This is a genomic window from Xanthobacter aminoxidans (assembly GCF_043193615.1).
Classification (GTDB): Bacteria; Pseudomonadota; Alphaproteobacteria; order Rhizobiales; family Xanthobacteraceae; genus Xanthobacter; species Xanthobacter aminoxidans.
Window position 1 is genome coordinate 83,566 of record NZ_JBAFUS010000004.1, and the last position, 23,868, is coordinate 107,433.

General features: G+C 69.4%; 20 protein-coding genes. 11 read left to right on the forward strand and 9 right to left on the reverse strand.

The genetic code is table 11. From position 1 onward, the window contains the following. Positions 1 to 100 precede the first annotated feature (100 nt). The 3 genes from V5F74_RS19155 to V5F74_RS19165 all read right to left on the reverse strand — a co-directional run bounded on the left by V5F74_RS19155 (position 101) and on the right by V5F74_RS19165 (position 5,702). Positions 101 to 3,310, reverse strand: a complete 3,210-nt coding sequence (locus V5F74_RS19155) for an efflux RND transporter permease subunit (protein WP_394009699.1) — start codon at positions 3,308 to 3,310, stop codon at positions 101 to 103. 233 nt (positions 3,311 to 3,543) lie between these two features. Continuing rightward, on the reverse strand, positions 3,544 to 4,833 hold the full coding sequence (locus V5F74_RS19160) for an efflux RND transporter periplasmic adaptor subunit (protein ID WP_394009700.1): 1,290 nt from the start codon (positions 4,831 to 4,833) through the stop codon (positions 3,544 to 3,546). A gap of 26 nt (positions 4,834 to 4,859) precedes the next feature. Further along, entirely contained in the window at positions 4,860 to 5,702 is an 843-nt protein-coding gene (locus V5F74_RS19165; RefSeq protein ID WP_029556457.1) for an alpha/beta hydrolase fold domain-containing protein, read from the reverse strand. Positions 5,703 to 5,853: 151 nt separating this feature from the next. On the opposite strand from V5F74_RS19165, the gene V5F74_RS19170 reads away from it, so the two are divergent. Further along, on the forward strand, positions 5,854 to 6,774 hold the full coding sequence (locus V5F74_RS19170) for a LysR family transcriptional regulator (RefSeq protein ID WP_029556458.1): 921 nt from the start codon (positions 5,854 to 5,856) through the stop codon (positions 6,772 to 6,774). Here V5F74_RS19170 and V5F74_RS19175 read toward each other — a convergent pair. Then, positions 6,752 to 6,922, reverse strand: coding sequence for a hypothetical protein (locus V5F74_RS19175; protein ID WP_156026278.1), 171 nt, complete (start codon positions 6,920 to 6,922; stop codon positions 6,752 to 6,754). The two genes, V5F74_RS19170 and V5F74_RS19175, sit on opposite strands and share 23 nt — an antisense overlap. A gap of 35 nt (positions 6,923 to 6,957) precedes the next feature. Further along, the gene (locus tag V5F74_RS19180; RefSeq protein WP_029556459.1) at positions 6,958 to 7,620 is read right to left on the reverse strand and encodes a sulfite oxidase-like oxidoreductase; all 663 of its coding nucleotides are present in this window, start codon (positions 7,618 to 7,620) and stop codon (positions 6,958 to 6,960) included. Between the two features lie 120 nt (positions 7,621 to 7,740). Here V5F74_RS19180 and murB point away from each other — a divergent pair, with 120 nt between their 5' ends. The 8 genes from murB to recN all read left to right on the forward strand — a co-directional run bounded on the left by murB (position 7,741) and on the right by recN (position 18,396). Then, a complete protein-coding gene (gene murB / locus V5F74_RS19185) occupies positions 7,741 to 8,700 on the forward strand; it encodes a UDP-N-acetylmuramate dehydrogenase (protein WP_245279307.1) in 960 nt (319 codons plus the stop codon). A gap of 106 nt (positions 8,701 to 8,806) precedes the next feature. Beyond that, positions 8,807 to 9,727 carry a D-alanine--D-alanine ligase gene (locus V5F74_RS19190; protein ID WP_024281278.1) on the forward strand — a complete coding sequence of 307 codons (921 nt, stop codon included), beginning with the start codon at positions 8,807 to 8,809 and terminating at the stop codon, positions 9,725 to 9,727. Between the two features lie 176 nt (positions 9,728 to 9,903). Continuing rightward, positions 9,904 to 10,722, forward strand: coding sequence for a cell division protein FtsQ/DivIB (locus V5F74_RS19195; protein ID WP_156026279.1), 819 nt, complete (start codon positions 9,904 to 9,906; stop codon positions 10,720 to 10,722). Further along, the gene (ftsA, locus tag V5F74_RS19200; protein ID WP_024281276.1) at positions 10,719 to 12,044 is read left to right on the forward strand and encodes a cell division protein FtsA; all 1,326 of its coding nucleotides are present in this window, start codon (positions 10,719 to 10,721) and stop codon (positions 12,042 to 12,044) included. Before V5F74_RS19195 ends, ftsA begins: the two co-directional genes overlap by 4 nt. 85 nt (positions 12,045 to 12,129) lie before the next feature. Continuing rightward, entirely contained in the window at positions 12,130 to 13,914 is a 1,785-nt protein-coding gene (gene ftsZ / locus V5F74_RS19205) for a cell division protein FtsZ (protein WP_029556463.1), read from the forward strand. A gap of 491 nt (positions 13,915 to 14,405) precedes the next feature. Further along, a complete protein-coding gene (gene lpxC, locus V5F74_RS19210; protein ID WP_024281274.1) occupies positions 14,406 to 15,341 on the forward strand; it encodes a UDP-3-O-acyl-N-acetylglucosamine deacetylase in 936 nt (311 codons plus the stop codon). 481 nt (positions 15,342 to 15,822) lie between these two features. Then, positions 15,823 to 16,707 (forward strand): outer membrane protein assembly factor BamD, encoded by an 885-nt coding sequence (locus V5F74_RS19215; RefSeq protein WP_029556465.1) that lies wholly within the window; start codon positions 15,823 to 15,825, stop codon positions 16,705 to 16,707. Between the two features lie 6 nt (positions 16,708 to 16,713). Continuing rightward, the gene (gene recN, locus V5F74_RS19220) at positions 16,714 to 18,396 is read left to right on the forward strand and encodes a DNA repair protein RecN (protein ID WP_394009701.1); all 1,683 of its coding nucleotides are present in this window, start codon (positions 16,714 to 16,716) and stop codon (positions 18,394 to 18,396) included. Between the two features lie 18 nt (positions 18,397 to 18,414). Here recN and arfB read toward each other — a convergent pair whose 3' ends face one another. Further along, positions 18,415 to 18,837, reverse strand: coding sequence for an alternative ribosome rescue aminoacyl-tRNA hydrolase ArfB (gene arfB, locus V5F74_RS19225; protein WP_394009702.1), 423 nt, complete (start codon positions 18,835 to 18,837; stop codon positions 18,415 to 18,417). 55 nt (positions 18,838 to 18,892) lie between these two features. Further along, positions 18,893 to 20,011: a GNAT family N-acetyltransferase gene (locus V5F74_RS19230; RefSeq protein ID WP_029556467.1), complete on the reverse strand. Its 1,119-nt coding sequence runs from the start codon at positions 20,009 to 20,011 to the stop codon at positions 18,893 to 18,895. A 327-nt stretch (positions 20,012 to 20,338) separates the two neighbouring features. On the opposite strand from V5F74_RS19230, the gene V5F74_RS19235 reads away from it, so the two are divergent. Continuing rightward, entirely contained in the window at positions 20,339 to 20,947 is a 609-nt protein-coding gene (locus tag V5F74_RS19235; RefSeq protein ID WP_394009703.1) for a hypothetical protein, read from the forward strand. A gap of 83 nt (positions 20,948 to 21,030) precedes the next feature. Here V5F74_RS19235 and V5F74_RS19240 read toward each other — a convergent pair whose 3' ends face one another. Next, positions 21,031 to 22,563, reverse strand: a complete 1,533-nt coding sequence (locus tag V5F74_RS19240; RefSeq protein WP_394009704.1) for a YifB family Mg chelatase-like AAA ATPase — start codon at positions 22,561 to 22,563, stop codon at positions 21,031 to 21,033. A 144-nt stretch (positions 22,564 to 22,707) separates the two neighbouring features. Here V5F74_RS19240 and V5F74_RS19245 point away from each other — a divergent pair, with 144 nt between their 5' ends. Further along, positions 22,708 to 23,490, forward strand: a complete 783-nt coding sequence (locus V5F74_RS19245; RefSeq protein WP_394009705.1) for a class I SAM-dependent methyltransferase — start codon at positions 22,708 to 22,710, stop codon at positions 23,488 to 23,490. Between the two features lie 6 nt (positions 23,491 to 23,496). Here V5F74_RS19245 and V5F74_RS19250 read toward each other — a convergent pair whose 3' ends face one another. Beyond that, entirely contained in the window at positions 23,497 to 23,808 is a 312-nt protein-coding gene (locus V5F74_RS19250; protein WP_024281266.1) for a polyhydroxyalkanoic acid system family protein, read from the reverse strand. Between the last annotated feature and the right edge of the window lie 60 nt (positions 23,809 to 23,868).

Here is a 23,868-nt window from a genome sequence, read left to right on the forward strand (position 1 = left end):
GGTGCCGCAGTCCCGGCGCTGGGCGGGGGAGGGAATACCCCTCGCCCCGACCCTCTCCCGCAAGGGAAGAGGGCGTTAGTTCAAGCGCCTGCGGGAGGGACTACTCCCCCGGCTGAAGCGCGTGGGGCGCGGGAGCTGCCGGCGTGCTCCCCACGGCGCCGTGGCCGTGCTGGGTGAGCGGCCGGTTGCCGGCCAGCCCGCGCAGCATCACGTAGAAGACCGGCGTCAGGAAGATGCCGAACACCGTCACGCCGATCATGCCGGCGAACACCGCCGTGCCCATGGCCTGCCGCATCTCCGCGCCCGCACCGATGGAGGTGACGAGCGGCACCACGCCCATGATGAAGGCGAGGGAGGTCATCAGGATGGGCCGGAGCCTCAGCCGGCTCGCCTCGATGGCGGCCTGGACCGGCGTGCGGCCCTCGAATTCCAGCTCGCGGGCGAATTCCACGATGAGGATCGCGTTCTTCGCCGAGAGCCCCACCAGCACCACGAGGCCGATCTGGGTGAAGACGTTGTTGTCCCCGCCCGCGAGCCACACGCCGGTCATGGCGGCGAAGAGGCCGGTCGGCACGATCATGATGATGGCGAGCGGCAGCATCAGGCTTTCATATTGCGCCGCCAGCACCAGGAAGACGAGGAAGATGGCGAGCGGGAACACAAACACCGCTGAATTGCCGGCCAGGATGTCCTGATAGGTCAGCTCGGTCCATTCGAAGGAGAAGCCCTTGGGCAGCGTATCCTTCGCGATGCGCTCCACCGCCTGCTGCGCCTCGCCCGAGGAGAAGCCGGGCGCGGCGCCGCCGTTCACGTCGGCGGAGAGGAAGCCGTTGTAGCGCATGGCCCGCTCCGGCCCCGCCGATGAGCGCACCTTGAGCAGCGCCGAGAGCGGGATCATCTCGCCGGTGGCCGAGCGCACCTTCAGCGTGCCCACATCCTCGGCGCGGGCGCGGAAGGGCGCGTCGGCCTGGACGCGCACCGTGTAGGTGCGGCCGAACTTGTTGAAGTCGTTCACATAGGACGAGCCGAGATAGATCTGCATGGTCTCGAACACGTCGGTGACGGCGACGTTCAGCTGACGCGCCTTCACCCGGTCGATGTCGGCGAAGAGCTGCGGCACGTTCACCTGAAAGGAGGAGAACAGGCCGGCCAGCTCCGGCGCCTGCCGCGCCGCCGTGAGAAAGGCCTTGGTGGCCTCGTCGAGGGCGGCATAGCCGAGGCCGGCGCGGTCCTCGATCTGGAACTTGAAGCCGCCGATGGTGCCGAGCCCCTGCACCGGCGGGGGCGGGAACATGGCGATCATCGCATCGGGGATGCCGGCGAACTTGCCGTTCAGCTTCATGGCGATGGCATTGCCGTTCAGCGACGGGTCGCGGCGTGCCTCGAATTCGTCGAGACCGACGAAGACGATGCCGGAGTTGGACGAGTTGGTGAAGCCGTTGATGGAGAGCCCGGGGAAGGCGATGGCCGACTTCACGCCCGGCTCCTTCAGGGCGATGTCGCTCATCTTGCGGATCACCTCCTCGGTGCGGTCGAGGGTGGCGCCGTCCGGCAGCTGGGCGAAGCCCACCAGATACTGCTTGTCCTGCCCCGGCACGAAGCCCGGAGGCACCGCCTTGAACAGCACGCCGGTGAGCGCCACCAGCACGACGTAGAGGCCGAGCATCAGCACTTTCTGCCCGATCACCCGGCGCACCACGCCGCCATAGGCGCCGGAGCCGCGCACGAACGCCTTGTTGAAGCCGCGGAAGAACCAGCCGAACAGCCGGTCCATGACGCGGGTGAGCCAGTCCTTCGGCGCGGCGTGACCCTTCAGCAGCAGCGCCGAGAGCGCGGGCGAGAGGGTCAGCGAGTTGACGGCCGAGATCACCGTCGAGATGGCGATGGTGAGGGCGAACTGCTTGTAGAACTGCCCCGTGAGGCCGGTGATGAAGGCGAGCGGCACGAACACCGCGATCAGCACGAGGGCGATGGCGATGATGGGGCCGGACACCTCCCGCATGGCCTTGTAGGTGGCCTCGCGCGGGGAGAGACCGCCCTCGATGTTGCGCTCCACATTCTCCACCACCACGATGGCGTCATCCACCACGATGCCGATGGCGAGCACCAGTCCGAACAGCGTCAACGCATTGATGGAGAAGCCGAACACGTACATCACCGCGAACGTGCCGACGATGGAGACCGGCACCGCCAGCAGCGGGATGATGGAGGCCCGCCAGGTCTGGAGGAACACGATCACCACCAGCACCACCAGAGCGATGGCCTCCAGCAGCGTGTGGATCACCGCCTCGATGGAGGCGCGCACGAACTGGGTGGTGTCGTAGACGATGGAATAGTCCACGCCCTCCGGCATGTTCTGCTTGATCTCCTCCATCACCCGCCGCGTGTCGTCGGCGATGCGGATGGCGTTGGAGCCCGGCGCCTGGAAGATCGGCACCGCCACCGCCTGGGTGTTGTTGAGGAGCGAGCGCAGGGCATATTCGGACGCGCCAAGCTCGATGCGCGCCACGTCCTTCAGCAGCACGATCTCGCCGTTGGTGCCGCTCTTCACCACGATGTTGGCGAACTCCTCCTCGTTGGCGAGGCGGCCCTGCGCGTTGATGGAGAGCTGAAGATCGAGACCCGGCGCACCGGGGGAGGCGCCGACCACGCCGGCCGCCGCCTGCACGTTCTGGGCGCGGATCTCGCGCACCACGTCGGCGGCGGAAAGGCCATGCTCGGCCACCTTCTGCGGGTCGAGCCAGATGCGCATGGAATAGTCGCCGGCACCGAACAATTGCACCTGTCCCACGCCGTCGATGCGGGCGAGGCGGTCCTTCACGTTCAGCACAGCGTAGTTGCGCAGATAGGTGGTGTCGTAGCGGTTGTTGGGGGAGATGAGGTGAACCACCATGGTGAGGTCCGGCGAGGACTTCACCGTCGTCACGCCGAGACGCCGCACCTCTTCCGGCAGGCGCGGCTCGGCCTGGGAGATGCGGTTCTGGACGAGCTGCTGCGCCTTGTCCGGGTCGGTGCCCAGCTTGAAGGTGACGGTCAGCGTCATGATGCCGTCGGTAGTGGCCTGGCTCGACATGTAGAGCATGCCCTCCACGCCGTTGATGGATTCCTCCAGCGGGGTCGAGACGGTCTCGGCGATCACCTTGGGATTGGCACCGGGATAGGTGGCGCGCACCACCACCTGCGGCGGCACCACCTCGGGATATTCCGAGATGGGCATGGCCCGCATGGCGATGAGGCCGGCAAGGAAGATGAGGACAGAGAGCACGCCGGCGAAGATCGGGCGGTCGATGAAGAATCTGGACAGGTTCATGGAACCCTCCCGCCTCGGGGCGGCTGGATGAAAGGAGCGGAACGCGGGACGCAACCGGCCGTCCCCGCAGCGGTCTGCGCGCGGGATCGGACCGGCAATGGGGGTGAGGGGCTGCACCGGACGAGGGGGCGTTTACGCCCGGCGCAGCCCTCTCCCGACCCCCTCCGTGCGGGGAGGGGGCGAGGCGAATTCGCTGGAGGCCTCCCCGGTTAGGACCGGGAAGGCGGCTCGTGTCAGTTCGTGCGGGTCGTCGCCGCCTCGCTCACCCGCATGGGGACGGGCTCGGGCGTCACCGCGGCGCCGGGGCGCACGCGGTGGAGGCCGTTGACGACCACGCGCTCGCCCGCCGACAGGCCGTTGGTGACGACGCGCAGGCCGTCCACCGGGGCGCCGAGGGTCACCTCGCGCCACACTGCCTTGTTGGAGGCATCGACCACGAAGACGAACTTCTTGTCCTGGTCCGTGCCCACGGCCCGCTCGCTCACGAGCACGGCGGGCGCGGCCTTGGGCTGGCCCATTTCCAGCCGCACGAACTGGCCGGGCAGGAGCCGCCCGTCCGGATTGGCGAAGCGGGCGCGGACGCGGACCGTGCCGGTGCGCGGATCGACCTGGTTGTCCACCAGCTGCATGACGCCTTCCACCGGCGGCGTGCCGGCGGCGACGGTCATCAGCACCGGGATCTGGTCGAGCCGGTCGGCCACGTCACCACCGCCGCCGAGCCCGGCGAGGGCGCGGGCGACGGTGCCTTCGTCGGCGCTGAAGCTGGCGTAGATGGGATCGACCGAGACGAGGGTGGTGAGGACCGGCGCACCGGGGCCGGCGGCCACGAGGTTGCCGACCGTGATCTCCGACTTGCCGACGCGGCCTGCCACCGGCGCGCGGACCTTGGTGTAGGAGAGATTGAGCTTCGCCGCGGCGAGCTTCGCCTGCGCGGCCCTGAGCCCGGCCTCGGCGGCGCGCTGGCCGTTGAGGCGCTCGTCCAGGGTGCTCTGGGACAGCGTCTTGGTGGTGAACAGCTTCTCGCCGCGTTCCAGCTCGTTGCGGGCGAGTTCGAGCCGCGACTGGACGGAGGCGACCTGCGCCTCGGCCTCGGCCACATCGGCCTCGTAGGGCTCGGAATCGATGGAGACGAGCAGTTCGCCCTCCCGCACCAGAGCGCCCTCGCGGAAATGCACCGCCTTGATGGCGCCGGCGACGCGGGAGCGCACTTCAACCCGCTCCACCGCCTCCAGACGGCCGGAGAAGGTGTCGAACAGGCGGGTGTCGCGCTGCTCGACGGTGGCCACCGAAACCGGCACGGCTGGCGGAGCCGCCGCCGCAGCAGCGGCGGGCTTGTCGGCGTGGGCGCCGCCCTCCTTGGGCAGGCCATAAAGCACGCCGAACACCGCGAAGAGCGCGGCGGTGCCGAGCAGCAGGGCTTCCCGGAGACGGGACTTCTTCGCGGCGGGCCTGGTGGAGGCGGACTCGGGGGTGGGGGGCGTGTCGTTCGGGGCGGAAGTCTGGGCGGAAGTCTGGGCGGTCATGGGGGCAGTCCTTGGCGGTCGGTCTGTCAAAGGACGGCCGGATCGGCCTTGAGCCGACCGGACCGTGAAGCGGGACGCGTGGAAACGAAGAAATCGCGGAACAGGTCGCGCATGGCGCCCGTCCAGGCGGCCGGTTTCGGCGCCGGACACGAAATGCTGTCGGGCCATTCGGTCGGCCCCGGCAGGATGTGCACGCAGGTCGGCACGCCGGCCGAGGCGAGCGCATCGGCGTAGCGCCGGCTCTCGTCGCACATGGGGCAGTCCTCCGCGCTCACCACCAGAGCCGGCGGCAGAGCGCCGAGGCGGGAGGAGGCGAGGGGCGCGGCATAGGGATGGGCGGCCTTCTCGGGCGAGCCGAGATAGGTCTGCCAGCCGTCCGCCCACTTGCAGCCGCAGCTGCCGGCATCGGCGCGGCGGATGGAGGCGGTGGCGAGGCTGGGGTCGAGCATGGGCGAGACGAGGATCTGCCCGGCGATGGGAGGGGAGCGCTGGTCACGCGCCATCATGGCGAGGCCGGCGGCGAGGTTGCCACCCGATTCCTCCCCGGCGAGATAGAGCGGCGCGCCGCGCCCCGCGAGGGCGGCCCGGCGGCGGTAGACATCGGTGACGGCGGCAAAAAGCGCGGTGAGGGCGAAGGGGAAGGGGTGCTCGCAGGCCAGCGGATAATCCGCCGAGACCACCACCGCCCCGGCCGCCGCGAGGATGCCGGAGATATAGGCCCCGCACTCCAGCGTGCCGCCAGTGAAGGCGCCGCCGTGCAGGTGGAAGACGAGCGGTGCATACCCCTTCTCCGGCCGCGACCCATAGAGCCGCGCCGGCAGCGCGCCGGTCCCGGTCTCGAGGGTGATGGTCTGGCTGGTCGGGGTCATCTGTCTCGTCCTTTTGGGCGGTAAGCCATTCCCCGGCTCTCACGCCCTTGTGCGATGCGGAAACCATATTGGCGATCTAGAAGGGGATAAATCGCCAGTTCGTGAGTTCATTGTTCATGATTGGGAACAATGACGCATTCAAGGGCCTCGCATGGACCAGCTTGCTGCAATGCGCGCATTCACCCGGGTTGTGGAAACGGGCAGCTTCACCCGCTCCGCCGACCTCCTGAGGATGCCGAAGGCGACGCTCACCAAGCATATCCAGACGCTTGAGGGGCACCTGCAGACCCGCCTGCTCAACCGCACCACGCGCCGGGTGACGGTAACGCCGGACGGGGCGGCCTATTACGAGCGGGCGCTCGCCATTCTCCACGACATCGACGAACTGGACGGCTCTCTCTCCTCCGCGCAGGCGGTGCCGCGCGGCAAGTTGCGCATCGACATCTCGCCTTCGCTGGCGACGCGACTGCTGATGCCCGCCTTGCCGGATTTCCTGGAGCGCTATCCCGACATCGCGCTGGACGTGGGGTGCACGGACCGGCCGGTGGACCTCCTGGGCGAAAACGTGGACTGCGTGATCCGCGTCGGCGAGATCCAGGACCCGAACCTCGTGGCGCGGCGCATCGGCGTCCTGCGCTTCGTCACGGCGGCGTCGCCCGGCTATCTCGCGCGCTACGGCACGCCCCGGCATCCCCTCGATTTCGAGGAGACGCACAAGCTCATCCGCTACTTCAGTCAGCAGAGCGGCCGCTACCACCCCTTCGACTTCACGCGCGGCGACGAGGTGGTGGAGCTGACCGGGCGCTACAGCGTCGCCACCAATGACGGCAACGCCTATATCGCCGCGGCATTGGCCGGGCTCGGCGCGGTCATGTCACCGGTGTTCCAGGTGGAGGAGCACCTCGCCTCGGGCGCGCTGGTGCCCATCCTCACCGACTGGGGGGCCGGAGAGATGCCCATCCACGTGGTCTATCCGCCGAGCCGCCACCTCACCAGCCGGCTGCGCGTGTTCGTGGACTGGGTGGCCGAACTCTTCGCCCGCTCCGAGGTCACGCGCCGCCGGGCGGCGTGAGGGTGGCGCGGTCGGTGTCTTCTTTCGAGCTTCCTTTCACGCCGTCATCGCCCGCCTTGTGCGGGCGATCCACGGTGGAGCGAAGCGGGTGCTGGACGCCCATCACCGGACGACTGGCGGGGTGGATGGCCCGGACGAACCGGGCCATGACAGTCCTGCGGGGATCGTTCGGACGGTAATTCCTCAATCGTCCGAATAGCGCTGCTCGGCCCACGGGTCGCCGCGCATGTGGTAGCCGCGCTCTTCCCAGAAGCCGGCCTTGTCACGGGCGATGAACTCGATGGCCTTGATCCACTTGGCGCTTTTCCAGAAATAGAGGTGCGGCACCACGAGGCGCGCGGGGGCGCCGTGTTCCTGCGTCAGCGGGCGGCCTTCCCAGCTGTGAGCGATGAGGGCGTCCTCGGAGGCGAAGTCGGCCAGCAGGAGATTGGTGGTGTAGCCGTCATAGCTGTGCAGCATCACCGCCGTGGCGTGCGGGGCGGGGCGCACGGCTTCCAGCAGGTCGCGGGTCAGCACCCCTTCCCAATTATTGTCGTAGCGCGACCAGGTGGTCACACAGTGGATGTCGCTGAGGCTGCGGCTCTGGGGCAGGGCGGAGAACGCCGCCCAGTCCAGCGAGAGGGCGGTCTCCACCGCGCCGGTCACGTCCAGGCGGAAGGATTCACGCGTCACCACCGGCTGGAGCCCGAGGTCGAGCACCGGCCAGTCGCGCACCAGATGCTGGCCGGGTGGCAGGCGTTCGGCGTCCGCGCGGGCGACGCGGCCGGTGAGGAAGCGGCCTTCCTCGGCCCAGCGTTGCTTGGTGGTGGTGAGCTTGGTGTCGGGGGGAAGCGCGTCTTCGCTCATGGTGGGCAGCTCCAGGCGAACGGAGCCGCATGATGCCACGGCCGTGGCCATCGGGAAATCGCCCGGCTTGCCCTGTCGCCGCATGTGTGGGAGAGGCACGCCCGAAGGACCGGTGACACCATGAGCATGGCCGAGACCAGCGGGGCGGCCCCCGCCGCATTCCCTGATCTTCTGCCCGCCTTGCGGCCGCTCCTGCCGCAGCTGCGCGGCACGCTCACCGCCAATGCGCCGCTCGCCGATTTCAACTGGTTTCGGGTCGGTGGCCCCGCGCAGCTCCTGTTCCTGCCGGCCGATGCCGACGACCTCGCCTATGTCCTGGCCCATATCCCGGCTGATCTTCCGGTGACGGTGATCGGCCTCGGCTCCAACCTCATCGTGCGCGACGGCGGTGTGCCCGGCATCGCGATCCGCCTCGGCCGTGGCTTCACCGACGTGAGCGTCGATGGCACGCGCATCGTTGCCGGCACCGGCGTGCCGGATGTGAAGGTGGCGCGCGCGGCAGCTGATGCGGGGCTCGCCGGCTTCTCCTTCCTGCGTGGCATCCCCGGCGCCATTGGCGGCGCCCTGCGCATGAACGGCGGCGCCTATGGCGGCGAGACCAAGGACGTGCTGGTGGAGGCGGAAGGCGTCACCCGCGCCGGGCAGAAGGTGCGGTTCACCAATGCGCAGATGGGATTCACCTACCGCCATTGCGGCGTGCCGGACGACGTGATCTTCACCCGCGCCACCTTCGAGGGCCGCCCCGGTGATCCCGCGGAGATCGCGGCCGAGATGGCCAAGATCACCGAAAGCCGGGAGGCGACCCAGCCCATCAAGAGCCGCACCGGCGGCTCCACCTTCAAGAACCCGCCGGGGACCAGCGCCTGGAAGCTGGTGGACGCCGCCGGGTGCCGGGGGCTCACCATCGGCCGCGCGCAGGTGTCGGAGCTGCACACCAACTTCCTCATCAATCTCGGCGGCGCCACGGCGGCGGAGATAGAGGGGCTGGGCGAGGAGGTGCGCCGGCGGGTGAAGGACAATTCCGGCGTGACGCTGGAATGGGAGATCAAGCGCATCGGGCTTCCGCTCTCCCCCGTCTGAGCCATTAGCAAAACCTAAAACCGGACCGCGCCATGGTGCTGGCGCAAAGCTGCTCTCTTCAGAGCAGGCGCCGGCGCGCGCCGGTAACGGAACGGGAATGACGTCGATGGCCAAACACGTGGCGGTGCTGATGGGCGGATGGTCCTCCGAGCGGGAGGTCTCGCTCAATTCGGGCGCCGCCTGCGCCGCCGCTCTGGAAGGCGCCGGCTACCGCGTGACGCCGGTCGACGTGGGCCGCGATGTCGCCGAGGTGCTGGCGCGTCTCAAGCCGGACGTGGTGTTCAACGTGCTGCACGGCGCGCCGGGCGAGGACGGCACCATCCAGGGCATCCTCGAAATCCTGCGCATTCCCTACAGCCATTCCGGCGTGCTGGCCTCGGCGCTGGCCATGGACAAGGCGCAGGCGCGCATCATGCTGGCCGCGGCCGGCGTGCCAGTGGCCAAGGGCGGGCTGGTCAGCCGGGCCGCGGCCGCCAAGGCCCATGCCATGGAACGGCCCTACGTGCTGAAGCCCAATACCGGCGGCTCCAGCGTCGGCGTCTTCATCGTGCGCGAGGACCAGGAGCACCCGCCGCAGGAATTGACGCGCGAGGACTGGACCCTCGGTGAAAATCTTCTTGTGGAGGAATTTATTGCCGGGCTCGAGCTGACCTGCGCCGTGATGGGCGACAAAGTCTTCGATGTCATTGAAATCGAATCGACCCAAGCGTTTTACGATTACGAAAGCAAGTATGCACCGGGCGGCTCTCGTCACATCCTTCCCGCGCGCATTTTACCCGAAATTTACCAACGGGTGCAGATGTTAAGCCTCACGGCGCATCGAGCTCTCGGGTGCCGGGGGGTGTCGCGGAGCGATTTTCGCTTCGACCCGTCGAAGGGCGATGCCTCTGGCCTCGTCTGTCTCGAGGTCAACACCCAGCCCGGCATGACGCGGACGTCTCTGGTGCCAGAACTGGCCGCTCACGCGGGCATCTCATTCGGCGAGCTTGTGACATGGATGGTGGAGGACGCGTCGCTGGATCGCTAGGACCCCGCCCCGGCGCGGGCAGGCGACCCCCGCAGCGCCCCGGTGCAGGCTATGGCGCAAGGCCCGATGCCGCGCCCCGCGCCCCGGCGCCGCCCCCCGGGCGGCACAAGCGCCTCGCCATCGATCCCCGGCCCGCCAGCCGCCTCGCCCTTTTCCTGCGCCGCCTGTCGGTGCGCATGTCCACCTCGCGCTTGGGCCGGCGCAGCGCCAGCCTCCTCGCCATCGCGGTGATCGGCGGCTTCTCCGCCTACGGCACCGTGCTCGGCGGCCATGTGGAGGAGGCGAAGGGCATCGCCATCGACGTGGCGGACGCCGCCGGCAACCTCGCCGGCTTCAAGGTGAAGGAAGTCAACATCTCCGGGCACAATCACGTCACGCCGGCACAGATCCTGGAGACGGCGGGCATCAAGTCCTCCACCTCCATCCTGTTCCTGAACGCGGACGAGATGCGCGCCCGGCTCGAATCGCTGCCGTGGATCGCCAGCGCCAGCGTGCGCAAGTTCTATCCCGACCGGATCGAGATCGCGGTCTCCGAGCGCCAGGCCTATGCGCTCTGGCAGATCAACGGCGAACTCAAGGTGATCGCCCGCGACGGCACGCCCATCGCACCCTATTCGGACGATCCGCGCTACGTGCAGCTGCCCATCGTGGTGGGCGAAGGCGCGCAGAATCATGTGGGCGAGATCGTCGACGTGCTCGCCCGCCTGCCCGCCCTCAAGGAGCAGGTGCGCGCCGCCATCTTCGTCGCGGAGCGACGCTGGACGCTGAAGACGCGCAACGGCATCGACGTGCGCCTGCCGGAAGAGAATCTGGAGGGGGCTCTCGTCGCCCTCATGGACCTCGACCGAGAGAAGAAACTGCTCAGCCGCGACATCACCATCGTCGACCTGCGCCTGCCGGATCGCGTGGTGGTGCGCCAGTCCGACGCTGCCGCCGCCGCCCGTGCCGAAATGCTCAAGGCCCGCGCCAAGTCAAAGAAGGGAGGCCCCGCATGAGGGGACGGCTCGCCCAGGGCTTCGCACCCAAGATGCGCCCGCTGCCGCCGAAGAAGGGCGGCATCGTCGGGGTGCTGGACATCGGCACCAGCAAGGTGGTCTGCGCCATTGCCCGCCTGAAGCCGCGCGGCGCATCGGACGTGCTGACGCGCCGTACCCACGCCATCGACGTGCTCGGCATCGGCCACACCCGTGCCCACGGCATCAAGGGCGGCGCGGTGGTGGACATGGCCAAGGCGGAACTCGCCATCCGCCAGGCGGTGGACATGGCCGAGCGTGCCTCGGGCGTGCAGATCGCCTCGGTGGTGGTCGGCGTTTCCGGCGGCCGGCTCGCCTCCCAGCATTACGAGGCCGCGGTGCGCCTCTCCGCCCCGGCGGTGGAGGAATTCGACATCCGCCGCGTGCTGGAGGCCGCCTCCACCTACGCGGTGGGCGACGGCCGCGCCGTGATGCACGCGCTGCCGGTGGGCTATTCGCTGGACGGCCGGCGCGGCATCGGTGAGCCGTGCGGCATGCTTGGGCGCGAGCTCGGCGCCGACATGCACGTCATCACCGCCGACCTCACCGCGCTGAAGAATCTCGTGCTGTGCGTCGAGCGCTGCCATCTCTCCATCGAGGCCATGGTAGCGGCGCCCTACGCGGCGGCGCTGTCCTCGCTCACCGACGACGAGATGGAACTGGGCGTCACCCTCATCGACATGGGGGCTGGCACCACCACCTTCTCCATCGTCGCCGGCGGCCATTGTCTCTACGTGGACGGCGTGGCGCTGGGCGGCCAGCACATCACCAACGATGTCGCCCGCGGGATGCCCGCGCGCCTCGCCGATGCCGAGCGCCTGAAGGCGCTGCACGGGGCCGTGGTGGCGGTCTCCTCCGACGACCACGACATGCTGACCGTGCCGCCCTTGTCGGGTGATTCGCGCGACCAGCCGCACATGGTTCCCAAGTCCCGGCTCGTCACCATCGTGAAGCCGCGGGCGGAGGAAATCGTTGAACTGTTGCGCGATCGCCTCAGGGCCTCCGGCCATGCCGGGGATGCCGGCCGGCGCATCGTGCTCACCGGCGGCGCGGCGCAGCTTCAGGGGCTTGCCGATCTCGTGGCGCGGGTCATCGGCCCGCAGGTCAGAATCGGCCGCCCGCTTGGCGTTTCCCGTCTTCCCGAGGCTGCGCGCGGCGCCGCCTTCGCGGTGACGGCAGGTCTTCTCGTCTATCCGCAGGTGGCAGGGCTCGAACACTTCGAGCCGCGCCGGCGGCAGGCGGCAGTGGGCGAGGGACCGGGCTATTTCGGTCGCGTTGGCCGCTGGCTGAAGGACAGCTTTTAGACATGGTTAACGAAAGCTGCCGTAACAAAGAGGTCATCAAGGATTCGCGAGCGGCGGACAGGGCCGATCGGGACGGAGCAATAGCATGACGATCAACCTTCAGATGCCCGACATTCGTGAGCTTCGTCCCCGGATCACGGTGTTCGGTGTGGGCGGCGCCGGCGGCAACGCCGTTAACAACATGATCACCTCCGGGCTCCACGGCGTGGAGTTCGTGGTGGCGAACACCGATGCCCAGGCCCTCGCCCTCACCAAGGCCGAGCGCGTGGTGCAGATGGGCGTGGCGGTGACCGAGGGTCTCGGCGCCGGCTCCCAGCCCGAGGTCGGCCGCGCCGCCGCCGAGGAAGTCATCGACGAGATCCGCGATCACCTGTCCGGCTCGCACATGGTGTTCATCACCGCCGGCATGGGCGGCGGCACCGGCACCGGCGCTGCCCCCGTGGTGGCCCGCGCGGCCCGCGAGCTCGGCATCCTGACCGTCGGCGTGGTGACCAAGCCCTTCCACTTCGAGGGCCAGCGCCGCATGCGCGTCGCCGAGCACGGCATCAGCGAGCTGCAGAAGAGCGTCGACACCCTCATCGTCATCCCGAACCAGAACCTGTTCCGGGTGGCGAACGAGAAGACCACCTTCGCCGACGCCTTCGCCATGGCCGACCAGGTGCTCTATTCGGGCGTCGCCTGCATCACCGACCTGATGGTGAAGGAAGGTCTCATCAACCTCGACTTCGCCGACGTGCGCGCCGTGATGCGCGACATGGGCAAGGCCATGATGGGCACGGGCGAAGCCTCCGGCGACAAGCGCGCCATCCAGGCCGCCGAGGCCGCCATCGCCAACCCGCTGCTGGACGAGACCTCCATGCGCGGCGCCGGCGGGCTGCTGATCTCCATCACCGGCGGCAAGGACATGACCCTGTTCGAGGTGGACGAGGCGGCGACCCGCATCCGCGAGGAAGTGGACCCCGACGCCAACATCATCCTCGGCGCGACCTTCGACGAGATGCTCGACGGCATCATCCGCGTCTCCGTGGTGGCCACCGGCATCGACCCGGCGGTGATCCCCGAGCAGCTGCAGCCGGTCGCCGACCGCTTCCCCGATCTGGGTGGTCGCAAGATCTCCAACGCCGGCCGGGCTGCCGTCGAGGCCACCCGCGAGGCGCAGATCCGCAGCGCCGTGGCCGCGATCCAGGCCGAAGACCTGATCGCCATGGAAGACGCCGCCCAGAAGGGCCAGGCGCCGCAGGCCTATGCGCCCCAGGCCTATGCCCCGCCGGCTCAGTCCCAGCAGGCCCCGGCTGACCGCGCCGTCGCCATCGACGACGTGACCATCCGCACTGCGCCGCCCAAGCCCACCTATTTCGCCGAGCCGGAGCCCGCGCCCCAGCCCGCGCCGATGGTGGAGGACGAGTTCGCCCCCTACATCCCGCCGGCCGGCCAGCGTCCGCGTTCGCCGCGCATGCCCCGCGTCGACGAGCTGCCGCTGCCCGCGCAGAACCAGATCCGCGCCCAGCGGGGCGAGCCGCCGGTGGAGCAGGCCCAGCCGGACAAGAAGCGCATGACGCTGCTGCAGCGCCTCGCCCACGTCGGTCGCCGCGAGGAGCCGGAACCCGAGCCCGCGCGCCGCGAGCAGCCCAGCATGCGCGCTCCCGAGCGCCGTCCCGAGCAGCAGCGTCCCGATCCCCGCGCCGAAGGCCGTGGCGAGCCGCGCGATGCCCGCCCGACCATGCCCTCGCGTGGCGGTGAGCCGCCGGTGTCCGAGTTCGCCAAGCGTCCGCCCATGCGTCCGGCCGCCGAGGTGCCCTCGCGTCCCGGCCCGCACCATGACGACGACCAGCTGGAAATCCCGGCCTTCCTGCGCCGTCAGGCGAACTGAGGTCCGGCGAACGGACGTTCGATGAAAGTTCGGCCGGCACTGGTCTCCCCGGTGCCGGCTGCCGGCCCCCCTGCCGCCCTTTTCGCGGCCAATCCGCGGCAACCGATCTGTTCGCCCAGGGGCGGCTTCGAGACGCCCGGACCCTGTGGCTTTCGCGCCACATCTCTCCCGATTCGATTGCCCAGGACCCTCCGAACGGCTGTAACAGAGGCCTGTCCGGCGCCCTGAAACTTGCCACTAACTATTTGATAGTTAATCAGAAATTGAGAAAGGGCGTTCGTAACAGAGGGTAAGCAAGCGTGATTTGGCGTCACCCCCCGTGACGACTAGGGTGCACCCATCCTGAGGGACCGACTCGCCGGCCGTGTTGACAATTTCTTTGTACAACCGGGGCGAAAGTTGGGACCCAAGGTGAAGGTTTGAGGGAAGGAGTGCGGCAGGCGGGACACACCCGTTAGCCGGAAACTTCCCCGAAACGGGACGCACCAAAGATGCAGACCACTCTGGCTCGCGAAATCGCACTCAAGGGTGTCGGCGTTCACGCCGGGGTCGAAGCGACCATCACCCTGAAGCCCGCGTCCGCGAACACTGGTGTCGTCTTCATCCGCTCCTTCGCCGATCAGGCGCCCCGCAAGGCCACCGTCAGCCGCCGTTCCGTTCAGGCCACCGACCTCGCCACCGTTCTCGGCGATCGCTCCGGCGCCCTTGTCTCCACCGTCGAGCACGTCCTCGCGGCCCTGAGCGGCCTCGGCGTGGACAATGCCACGGTCGAGATCGACGGCCCCGAAGTTCCGATCCTCGACGGCAGCGCGGGCGATTTTGTGGCCGCCATCGACGCCGCCGGCGTCACCGAAGTGCGCGGCCGCCGCAAGTTCCTCAAGGTGCTCAAGCCCGTCCGCGTCGAGAACGGCGCGTCCTTCGGCGAGCTTCTGCCCTACGAAGCCGGTTTCCGCCTCGAGGTGGAGATCGAGTTCGGCCACGATCTGATCGGCCGCCAGCGCTTCGCCGCCACCATGTCTCCGGCCGTGTTCCGCCGCGAACTGGCGCCCGCCCGCACCTTCGGCTTCCTCAGGGATGTGGAGCGTCTGCGCTCTGCCGGCTACGCCCGCGGCGCCGCCCTTGAGAACACCGTCTGCCTCGACGAGAGCGGCGTGCTGAACCCCGAGGGTCTGCGCTTCTCCGACGAGTTCGTCCGCCACAAGGCGCTCGACGCGGTGGGCGATCTCGCCCTCGCCGGCATGCCCCTGCTGGCGCGTTACCGTTCCTTCCGCGGCGGCCACAAGCTGAACTTCCAGGTGGTGGACGCCCTGCTCGCCGACCGCGCCAACTATGCCCTCGTCGAGGCTCCGGTCCGGCCCGTCCGCGACACCGTGGGCGCCGAGATGGGCGTCTCCAGCCCGGTTCCGGTGTTCGCCCCGGAAATCTGATCTTCCAATCGGGTCTTCCTCATCCTGAAGCTGCGGCGCCCCCTCGGGCGCCGCTTCTGTTTTGGCTTGGGCCGGTCGCCTGGGCCCGGAGGGCGAGGCCGGCCGCGCGCTTGCGAAGTCTTAACCCCGTTCCGATTTAGATGCCGCTCGCCCTCGCGCTGCGTGAGCCGGCGTGGCGGGGCGGCCACACTCTCGCCGCCGAAGGCACGCGCGAGCGCCCGCCGCCACATTGCCGACTGAAAGCACCGATAGCGCGGAGGGGCTGTTTTCCTGCCGTGGCCATGGGCGCGGGGGTCGAGGTATTCCGGACGCGCGCAGGCAGTGCCTGCCGTGGCCCGAAATGGGGGGAAACGAGCAGGGAGCGTGTCGAGGAGTGGGGCGGATGTGCCCGGCTGGCGGTTTGCCGGCCGTGCGGTTTTCCCCGGCGCGATCCTTCGGTTACAAGCGGCGCCTTGAGGCGCGGGACGGAAGCTGAACCGTGATGCGATTCTTGAACGATGTCCTGCCCATGCGCGCCCTCCTGCGTGGTGCCGCGCTGACGGCTGCGCTCGTGCGCGGCGGGATGCTGGTGCTTGCCGTGGCCATGGGTCTCCTCGTCTCCGGCTGCGCCAGCGACAAGGACGACACCATTCCCCCCGACGAGCCGGCCGAGAAGATCTACAACGAAGGCCTGACCCTGCTGCGCCGGCAGGAGCCGGAAAAGGCGGCCAAGCGCTTCGAGGATGTGGACAGGACCCACCCCTATTCGGAATGGGCACGCAAGGCGCTGCTCATGACCACCTATTCCTATTTCGAGGCGGGCAAGTACGACGAGGCGATCGGCGTCGGAAAGCGCTACATTGCGCTCTACCCGGGCTCGGCCGACGCTGCCTACGCCCAGTATCTCGTCGCTTCGGCGCTCTACGAGAACATTCCCGACATCACCCGCGACCAGCGCAAGACGCGTCAGGCCCTCGACGCGCTCGAGAACGTGGTGCGCAAGTATCCCAACACCGAGTACGCCGCCACCGCCAAGCGGAAGATCGAGGTCGCCCGCGACCAGCTCGCCGGCAAGGAGATGGCCATCGGCCGCTACTATCTGGAGCAGCGCAACTACACGGGCGCCATCAACCGCTTCAAGGTGGTCGTGACCCAGTACCAGACGACCCGGCAGGTGGAGGAAGCCCTCTATCGCCTCACCGAGTGCTACATGGCCATGGGCATCGTCGGCGAGGCGCAGACGGCCGCGGCCGTGCTTGGCTATAACTTCCCCGACAGCTCGTGGTATAAGGACGCCTACAAGCTGGTTCAGTCCGGAGGGGCCGAGCCGCAGGAGAACAAGGCGTCCTGGATCAGCCAGGCGTTCAAGAAGATGGGGCTTGGCTGATATTCCATGCTGGCGACGCTCTCGATCCGGGACATCGTCCTTATCGAGAAGCTCGATCTCACCCTGTCGGAGGGCCTCACGGTCCTGACCGGTGAGACGGGTGCCGGCAAATCGATACTGCTCGATGCCGTGTCCCTCGCCCTTGGCGGGCGGGGCGACGGCGCTCTGGTGCGCCACGGCCAGCCCAAGGGGCAGGTGACGCTCACCTTCGATCTCTCCGCCGACCATCCAGCCCACGCCATCCTCGCCGCAGCCGAGCTGCCCGACGAGGGGCCGCTGGTGATTCGCCGCATCCAGATGGCTGACGGGCGCACCCGCGCCAGCGTCAACGAGGAGGCGGTGAGCGTGCAGACGCTGCGCCTCATCGGATCGAGCCTCATCGAGCTGCACGGCCAGCATGACGACCGCGCCATGGTGGACGCCGCGAGCCACCGGCTCCTGCTCGATGCCTTCGGTGCCCTCACCGGCAAGGTCACGGCCGTGGGCGACCTGTGGCGCGCGTGGCGCGCTGCGCTCGCCGAAGCGAAGGACGAACGGGAGCGGCTGGAAATCGCCGCCCGCGAGGCCGACTTCATTCGCCACGCGGTGGAAGAACTCTCCGCGCTGGGCCCGGAGCCGGGCGAGGAACTCGCCCTTTCCGAGCGGCGCACCGCCATGATGCGCTCGGAGAAGATCGCCGGTGATCTTGACGAGGCGCTGGATGCGGTCTCGGGCGGCAGTTCGCCCGTGCCTTCGCTGGCCGCCGCCGTGCGCCGGCTGGAGCGCCGGGCGGGCGACGCCCAGGCGCTGGTGCGTCCGGCCGTCGAGGCCATCGACCAGGCGCTTGATGCACTGGAGACGGCGCGCCAGCATCTGGAAGCCGCCCGCGCCGATGCCGACTTCGATCCGCGCGAGCTGGAGCGCATCGAGGAGCGGCTGTTCGCGCTCCGGGCGGCCGCCCGCAAGTATCATGTCAGCGCCGACGATCTGCCCGCCCTCGCCGCCCGCTATCAGTCCGATCTGGAGCGCCTCGACCGCAGCGCCGCCACGCTGGCGCGGCTGGAAGCGAGCGTGACCGAGGCCGAGGCCGCCTATCGGACCGCCGCCGAGGACCTTTCACGCGCGCGCCACAGCGCCGCCGCCGTGCTCGACAAGGCGGTTGCGGCGGAGCTGCCGCCGCTCAAGCTGGAGCGGGCGAGCTTCATCACCCGCGTCACCACCGACCCCGCCGCGGCGGGACCGGGCGGACAGGACCAGGTGGAGTTCTGGGTGCGCACCAATCCCGGCACGCGACCCGGCGCGCTGATGAAGGTGGCCTCCGGCGGCGAGCTGGCGCGCTTTCTCCTGGCGCTGAAGGTGGTGCTGGCGGATCGCGGCTCGGCCCCGACGCTGATCTTCGACGAGATCGACACCGGCGTGGGCGGCGCGGTGGCGGACGCCATCGGCCAGCGCCTCGGCCGTCTCGCCGAGCGGGTGCAGGTGCTGTGCGTGACCCACGCGCCGCAGGTGGCCGCCCGGGCGCGCAACCACCTCCTCATCGCCAAGGCGAGCGCCCTGGACGTGGTGGACCCGGATGCGCCGGTGACTACCCGCGTCAACGCCCTCACCGCCAGCACGCGGCGCGAGGAGATCGCCCGCATGCTCGCCGGTGCGACCGTGACGCAGGAGGCCCGGGCCGCCGCCGACCGCCTGCTGAAGGCGGCGCGCTGACCGGCTCCTGAAGGCGCCTCAGTCCGAATCCGGCTTCGATTGCCGCATGGATTTCACCTGACCCCGCCGGTCCTTGGCGGCAAGGCGCCGCTCCTTCGAGGCGAGGGTGGGGCGCGTGGGCCGTCGCACCGGCATGACCACGGTGGCGGCGCGGATCAGCTCCACCAGCCGCTCGATGGCATCTTCCCGGTTGCGTTCCTGGGTGCGGAAGCGCTGGGCCTGGATGACGATGACGCCATCCTGTGTCATGCGCCGGCCGGCGAGGCGGGCGAGGCGCATCTTCACGCCCTCCGGCAGGTTGGGCGAGCGCGACGCATCGAAGCGCAGCTGGACCGCGCTCGATACCTTGTTGACGTTCTGCCCGCCCGGCCCGGACGCGCGCACGAAGGCGAGCTCGATCTCGTCCTCGGCGATGGCGATGCGGGGCGTGATCTCGATCATGGCGCCCTCTCCTGAGGGCGCAGCTTATGCACGGCCCGGCGCGGCCTGCCAACGCTCAGATGGCGTGGCGATTCGCGGTGGGGCCGAAATGCTCCACATAGCGCGGGCTGATGACCGAGACCGGCAGGATGATGAGCACATCCGTGGTGCCGAACTGGTGGTCCACCACGGCGCCGTCGCCGACGAAGCCGCCGAGCCGCAGATAGCCCTTGATGAGGGGCGGCAGCGCCTGCAGCGCCTTCTTCATGTCGATGTCGGCCTTGGCGATCCGGTTCATGGAGACGTGCCGGCCTTCGACGGCCCGCGCGCGCCACTCTTCCGGGGCCATGGCGTTGTGGTGCAGGAAGGACAGCGGCAGGTCGAGTTCCGCCGGGTCGGTGCCCTCGAGGCTGGCGCAGCCGAACATGGCGTCGATCTTGTTGCGCAGGATGTAGGTCCACACCCCGTGCCACAGCAGTTCGACGGTCCGCTTGTTGCGGTAGGGCTTGAGCACGCAGGAGCGGCCGAGTTCCAGGAAGCGCAGGGTCGGATGGGCGGCGATGACCCCGCCCACATCGAACTCACCCTGGGTGTAGAAACCGCCGTGGCGGTTCGCCACCTCCTGCCGCAGCAGGCGATAGGTGCCCACCACCTTGGGCTTGCGCCGGCCGAGCACGATCTTCCCGGCGTCGTGGTCCAGCACCAGGATGTGGTCGCAGATGGTGTCGAAGCTGTCCATGTCGCGCCGGGCGAGGCGCGTGGTGGCGTCGGGGGTGGCCGACATCTCCTCGTAGAACACCTTGTAGCGCAGGCGCTGGGCGCGGCGCACGTCGCGCGCGGTGCGGGCGAGCCGCACCTCCAGCGCGCCGAGCCGGCCGAGGACGATGCTCTCCGGCGCGGTCGGCACGGCGTCGCGGTGGCGCAGGCCCGAATAGGCGCGGAAATCCGTCACCAGCTTCTGCGGCGCCGGCATGGCAGGGCGCGCGCCGGGTGCGGCGTGCTGCGGCCGCAGGAAGGGGAAGGCACCGGGCTCGGTCCCGAACATGGGCGTGGCGCCCTCGCGGCCGAAATCCTTCTTCAGGTCCTTGGCGAAATCGCGGGCGAAATCCCGCGCCGCGTCGCGGGCGACGTCGAAGCCGCGGCCGAACAGGGCTGGCAGGTTGAAGCCGGGATCCGGCTGTCCCATTCTTTTCATCGCAACGAGCCCCACTCCGGGCCGCCGCCGACGGCGGGCGTGCCTCACCCAACGCTTGGTATCGCTCCTCCGCCCGTGCGCCGTCCAGAGCGTAACTGCCCGGCCGACGCGCCGCACTGGCTGCGAGGAGCGACCTGGAAGTTGCCCCGCTTCAGGCGGGTGCCCAGGACTTGAACGCCAGCATCACCATAGTTTTCCGACGCGATTGTGACAATGGGTGGACCCGCCGCGCCAGCGCCTCGCGATCCCGCCTTGCCGCTACGACGCCTCAGGTGATAGCGGCAGGCTCCCGGCGCGTCCGCGCCTGTGATTCGTTGGGGGGACGACATGATTTCCACGCGCATGCACCTTTCGGCCGCGCTCCTTGCCGGCCTCGCACTTGTGGGGCCGGTGGGCGCTCAGGCGCAGCAGCGTCCGATGCCGGTCGAGGTGACCCAGGTGCTCGTGCAGGGCATCGGGCAGGTGAACGTGCTCGCCTACAAGGCCAAGTTCGTGTCGGCTGATCCCGTTACCCGTCGTGTGGTGCTGGAAGATCCTGCCGGCCGCCGCTGGGCGGTGATCGCGCCCCCGCTGCTGGGCGACCTCTCGCTCTACCGGGTGGGAGAGAACCTGCTCATCCGCGTGGCGCCGGGCGTCGTCACCGCGCTCGGCAAGGCGCACCAGGGCAAGCCGGGCGAAGTGATGGCGGAGGTCGTCATCACGGACGGCCTGCCGGGCTGGCCGGAGGGCTTCGGCATCCGCGAGGTCACGCTGACCTCCATCTTCGTGGGCCTCGACCCGGCCGCCGGCACCGTGACCTTCGAGGGGCCGGACGGCAACGTCCGCGTGGTGCGCGCCGCCAACGACAAGGTGCTCGCCGACGTGCAGAAGGTGCAGCCGGGCGACCTCGCCCAGATCACCTATATCGAGGGCCTCGCCGTCAACGCCATGCGCTGAGGCGGCAACCTGTCCGCTCCCGTCCGGCACCGCTGCGGTGCCGGACAATTTCTGCGCGGCAGCCGGTCTACGCCGCCGCAACTTTAGGCCGCCGCCCTGGGCCGTTCCGCCGCGGCGCGATAGGCGAGGGCTTCCGCCAGATGGCGGCGGCCGACCCCGTCCGCGCCATCGAGATCAGCGAGGGTGCGCGCCACCTTCAGCACGCGATGATAGCCGCGGGCGCTGAGCCGCATGGCGTCGGCGGCATCGCGAAGCAGGATCGCTCCGGCCGAATCGGGCGTCGCCACCGCCTCCAGCAACGGCCCGGAAGCCTCGGCATTGGTGCGCACGTCCGGTCGGCTGAGGGCGGCATAGCGCTCCAGCTGGATTTCCCGCGCCATGGCGACGCGGGCCGCAATCTCCCGCGAGCCTTCGGCCGGGGCCGGCAGCACGAGGTCCGAGGCCGAGACCGACGGCACCTCGAGATGGAGATCGATGCGGTCGAGGAAGGGTCCGGAGAGCCGCGCCTGATATTCGTCGGCACAGCGTGGTCCGCGTTTGCAGGTGAAGCCAGGCTCCCCGGCGCGGCCGCAGCGGCAGGGATTCATGGCGGCGATGAGCTGGAAGCGCGCGGGATAGGTGACGCGATGGTTGGCGCGGGCGATCAGGACCTCGCCCGATTCCAGCGGCTGGCGCAGGGAATCGAGCACCTGCGGCGTGAATTCCGGCAGTTCGTCGAGGAACAGAACGCCATTGTGGGCGAGCGAGACCTCGCCCGGCTTCGCCTTGGCCCCGCCGCCCACCATGGCCGCCATGCTGGCCGAATGGTGCGGGGCGCGGAACGGGCGGCGGTCCATCAGCGCGCCGTCCTCGATGGTGCCGGCCACCGAGGCGATCATCGAAACATCCAGCATCTCCGCCGGCGACAGCGGCGGCAGGATGGAGGGCAGGCGCTGCGCCAGCATGGACTTGCCTGCACCCGGCGGGCCGACGAACAGGAGATTGTGGCCGCCGGCAGCGGCCACCTCCAGCGCCCGCTTGGCGGTCTCCTGGCCCTTCACGTCGCGGAGGTCGAGCATGGTGTCTCCCGGCGGCTTCATCCGTGGCTCGGGCCGGCCCATCACCTGGCGTCCGGTCATGTGGTTGGCGAGCTGGATGAGGGACTGCGGGGCGAGGATGTCCATGTCGGGGCTGGCCCAGGCGGCCTCGGCACCGCACGGGGCGGGGCAGATGAGGCCGTGCCCGCGCGCATTGGCGCCGATGGCCGCCGGCAGCACGCCGGCCACGGCCGCGATGGCGCCGTCCAGGGCCAATTCGCCCACGACCGTGAAGCCGGCGAGGGCATCGCCGGGGATGGCACCGATGGCGGCCATCAGCCCCAGCGCGATGGGCAGATCGTAATGGGAGCCTTCCTTGGGCAGGTCGGCGGGGGCGAGGTTCACCGTGATGCGCCGCGCCGGAAGGGCAAGCCCTGACGCGATGAGCGCTGCGCGCACCCGCTCCTTCGCCTCGGTCACGGCCTTGTCGGGCAGGCCGACGATGGTGAAGGCCGGCAGGCCGGCCGCCACATGCACCTGAACATCCACCGGGCGCGCCTCGACGCCCTCGAACGCGACTGTCGCCACCCGCTGGATCACAGCCGCCCCCTGCCTGCTGCCCGTCTGCATCTCAAGGTAGCGGAGGGCGGGCGCGCTCGCAAGAACGAAAGAAGAACAATCGTACTTGCGTCAAGCGCCGCCCCGGCTATGCTGGAGGTAGCAAGAGGATCGGGGAGAACAGTCATGGCCGCCGAAGGTGCAGGCGTGCGCAGTCACGAGGCCCATGTGGTCGAGATGTTCGGCCCGCAGGCCGCCGCCTATGTGGCGAGCGCCGTGCATGCGCGGGGTGCTGATCTCGATGCGCTCAAGGCCCTCGTGGAAGAGGCGCGGCCCGCCCGGTTGCTCGATCTCGGCTGCGGCGGCGGGCATGTGAGCTTCACCGCCGCGCCGTTCGCGGGCGAAGTGGTGGCCTACGATCTGTCCGAGGACATGCTGGGCGCCGTCGCGGCCGAGGCCAAGGCACGCGGGCTCGCGAACATCGCCACGCGGCAGGGCGTCGCCGAGCGCCTGCCCTTCGCCGACGGCAGCTTCGACATGGTCGCCTCGCGTTACAGCGCGCACCACTGGCGGAATGTGCCGCAGGCCCTTGCCGAGGTGCGGCGGGTGGTGAAGGCGGGCGGGCAGGTGGTCATGATGGACGTGATCGCGCCCGAATGGCCGGTGGCGGACACCTTCCTCCAGACGGTGGAATTGCTGCGCGATCCCTCCCACGGACGGGACTACAGCCCCTCCGAATGGAGCCGCATCGCCGAGGAGGCGGGGTTCCGGGTGGTGCGCACGGCGCACCGGCGCCTGAGGCTGGAGTTCGCCTCCTGGGTGGCGCGCATCCGCACGCCGGAGCTGCATGTCGCCGCCATCCGCTCGCTGATGGCGGGCGCCAGCGCGGACGTGGCAACCCACTTCGAGTTCGAGGCGGACGGCTCCTTCTCCATCGACACGCTGACGCTGGAACTGGAAACGGCCTGAGCCGGCCTATTTCTTCTCCAGCATCAGGCGGCCCTGCTTCTGGATGAGGTCCTTCGCCTTGCGGGCGACCAGATCCAGCATGAACGGCAGCTCCACGGAGAGGTGCACCGCATCGTCCGCCACCTGAAGCTTGCCGCTCGCCGTCTGTCCCAGCGCGGCGATGCGGAAGTCCAGCTGCTCTCCGGTCCAGGTTTCCTCCAGGATGGAGATGTGGCGCGAGAAGCGGTCGCGCACGCCGGTCAGCCCCGCCTGGAGGCGCCGCGTCGCCTCGGCCTTGCCGAGGCGGTGGGGGATGGAGGCGGTAAAAGGCTGTCCCATGGTCGGTCCTGTGATGTCCGGGGGTGCGTCCTGACGGATAACGCCCGCAGCCGCACGGCG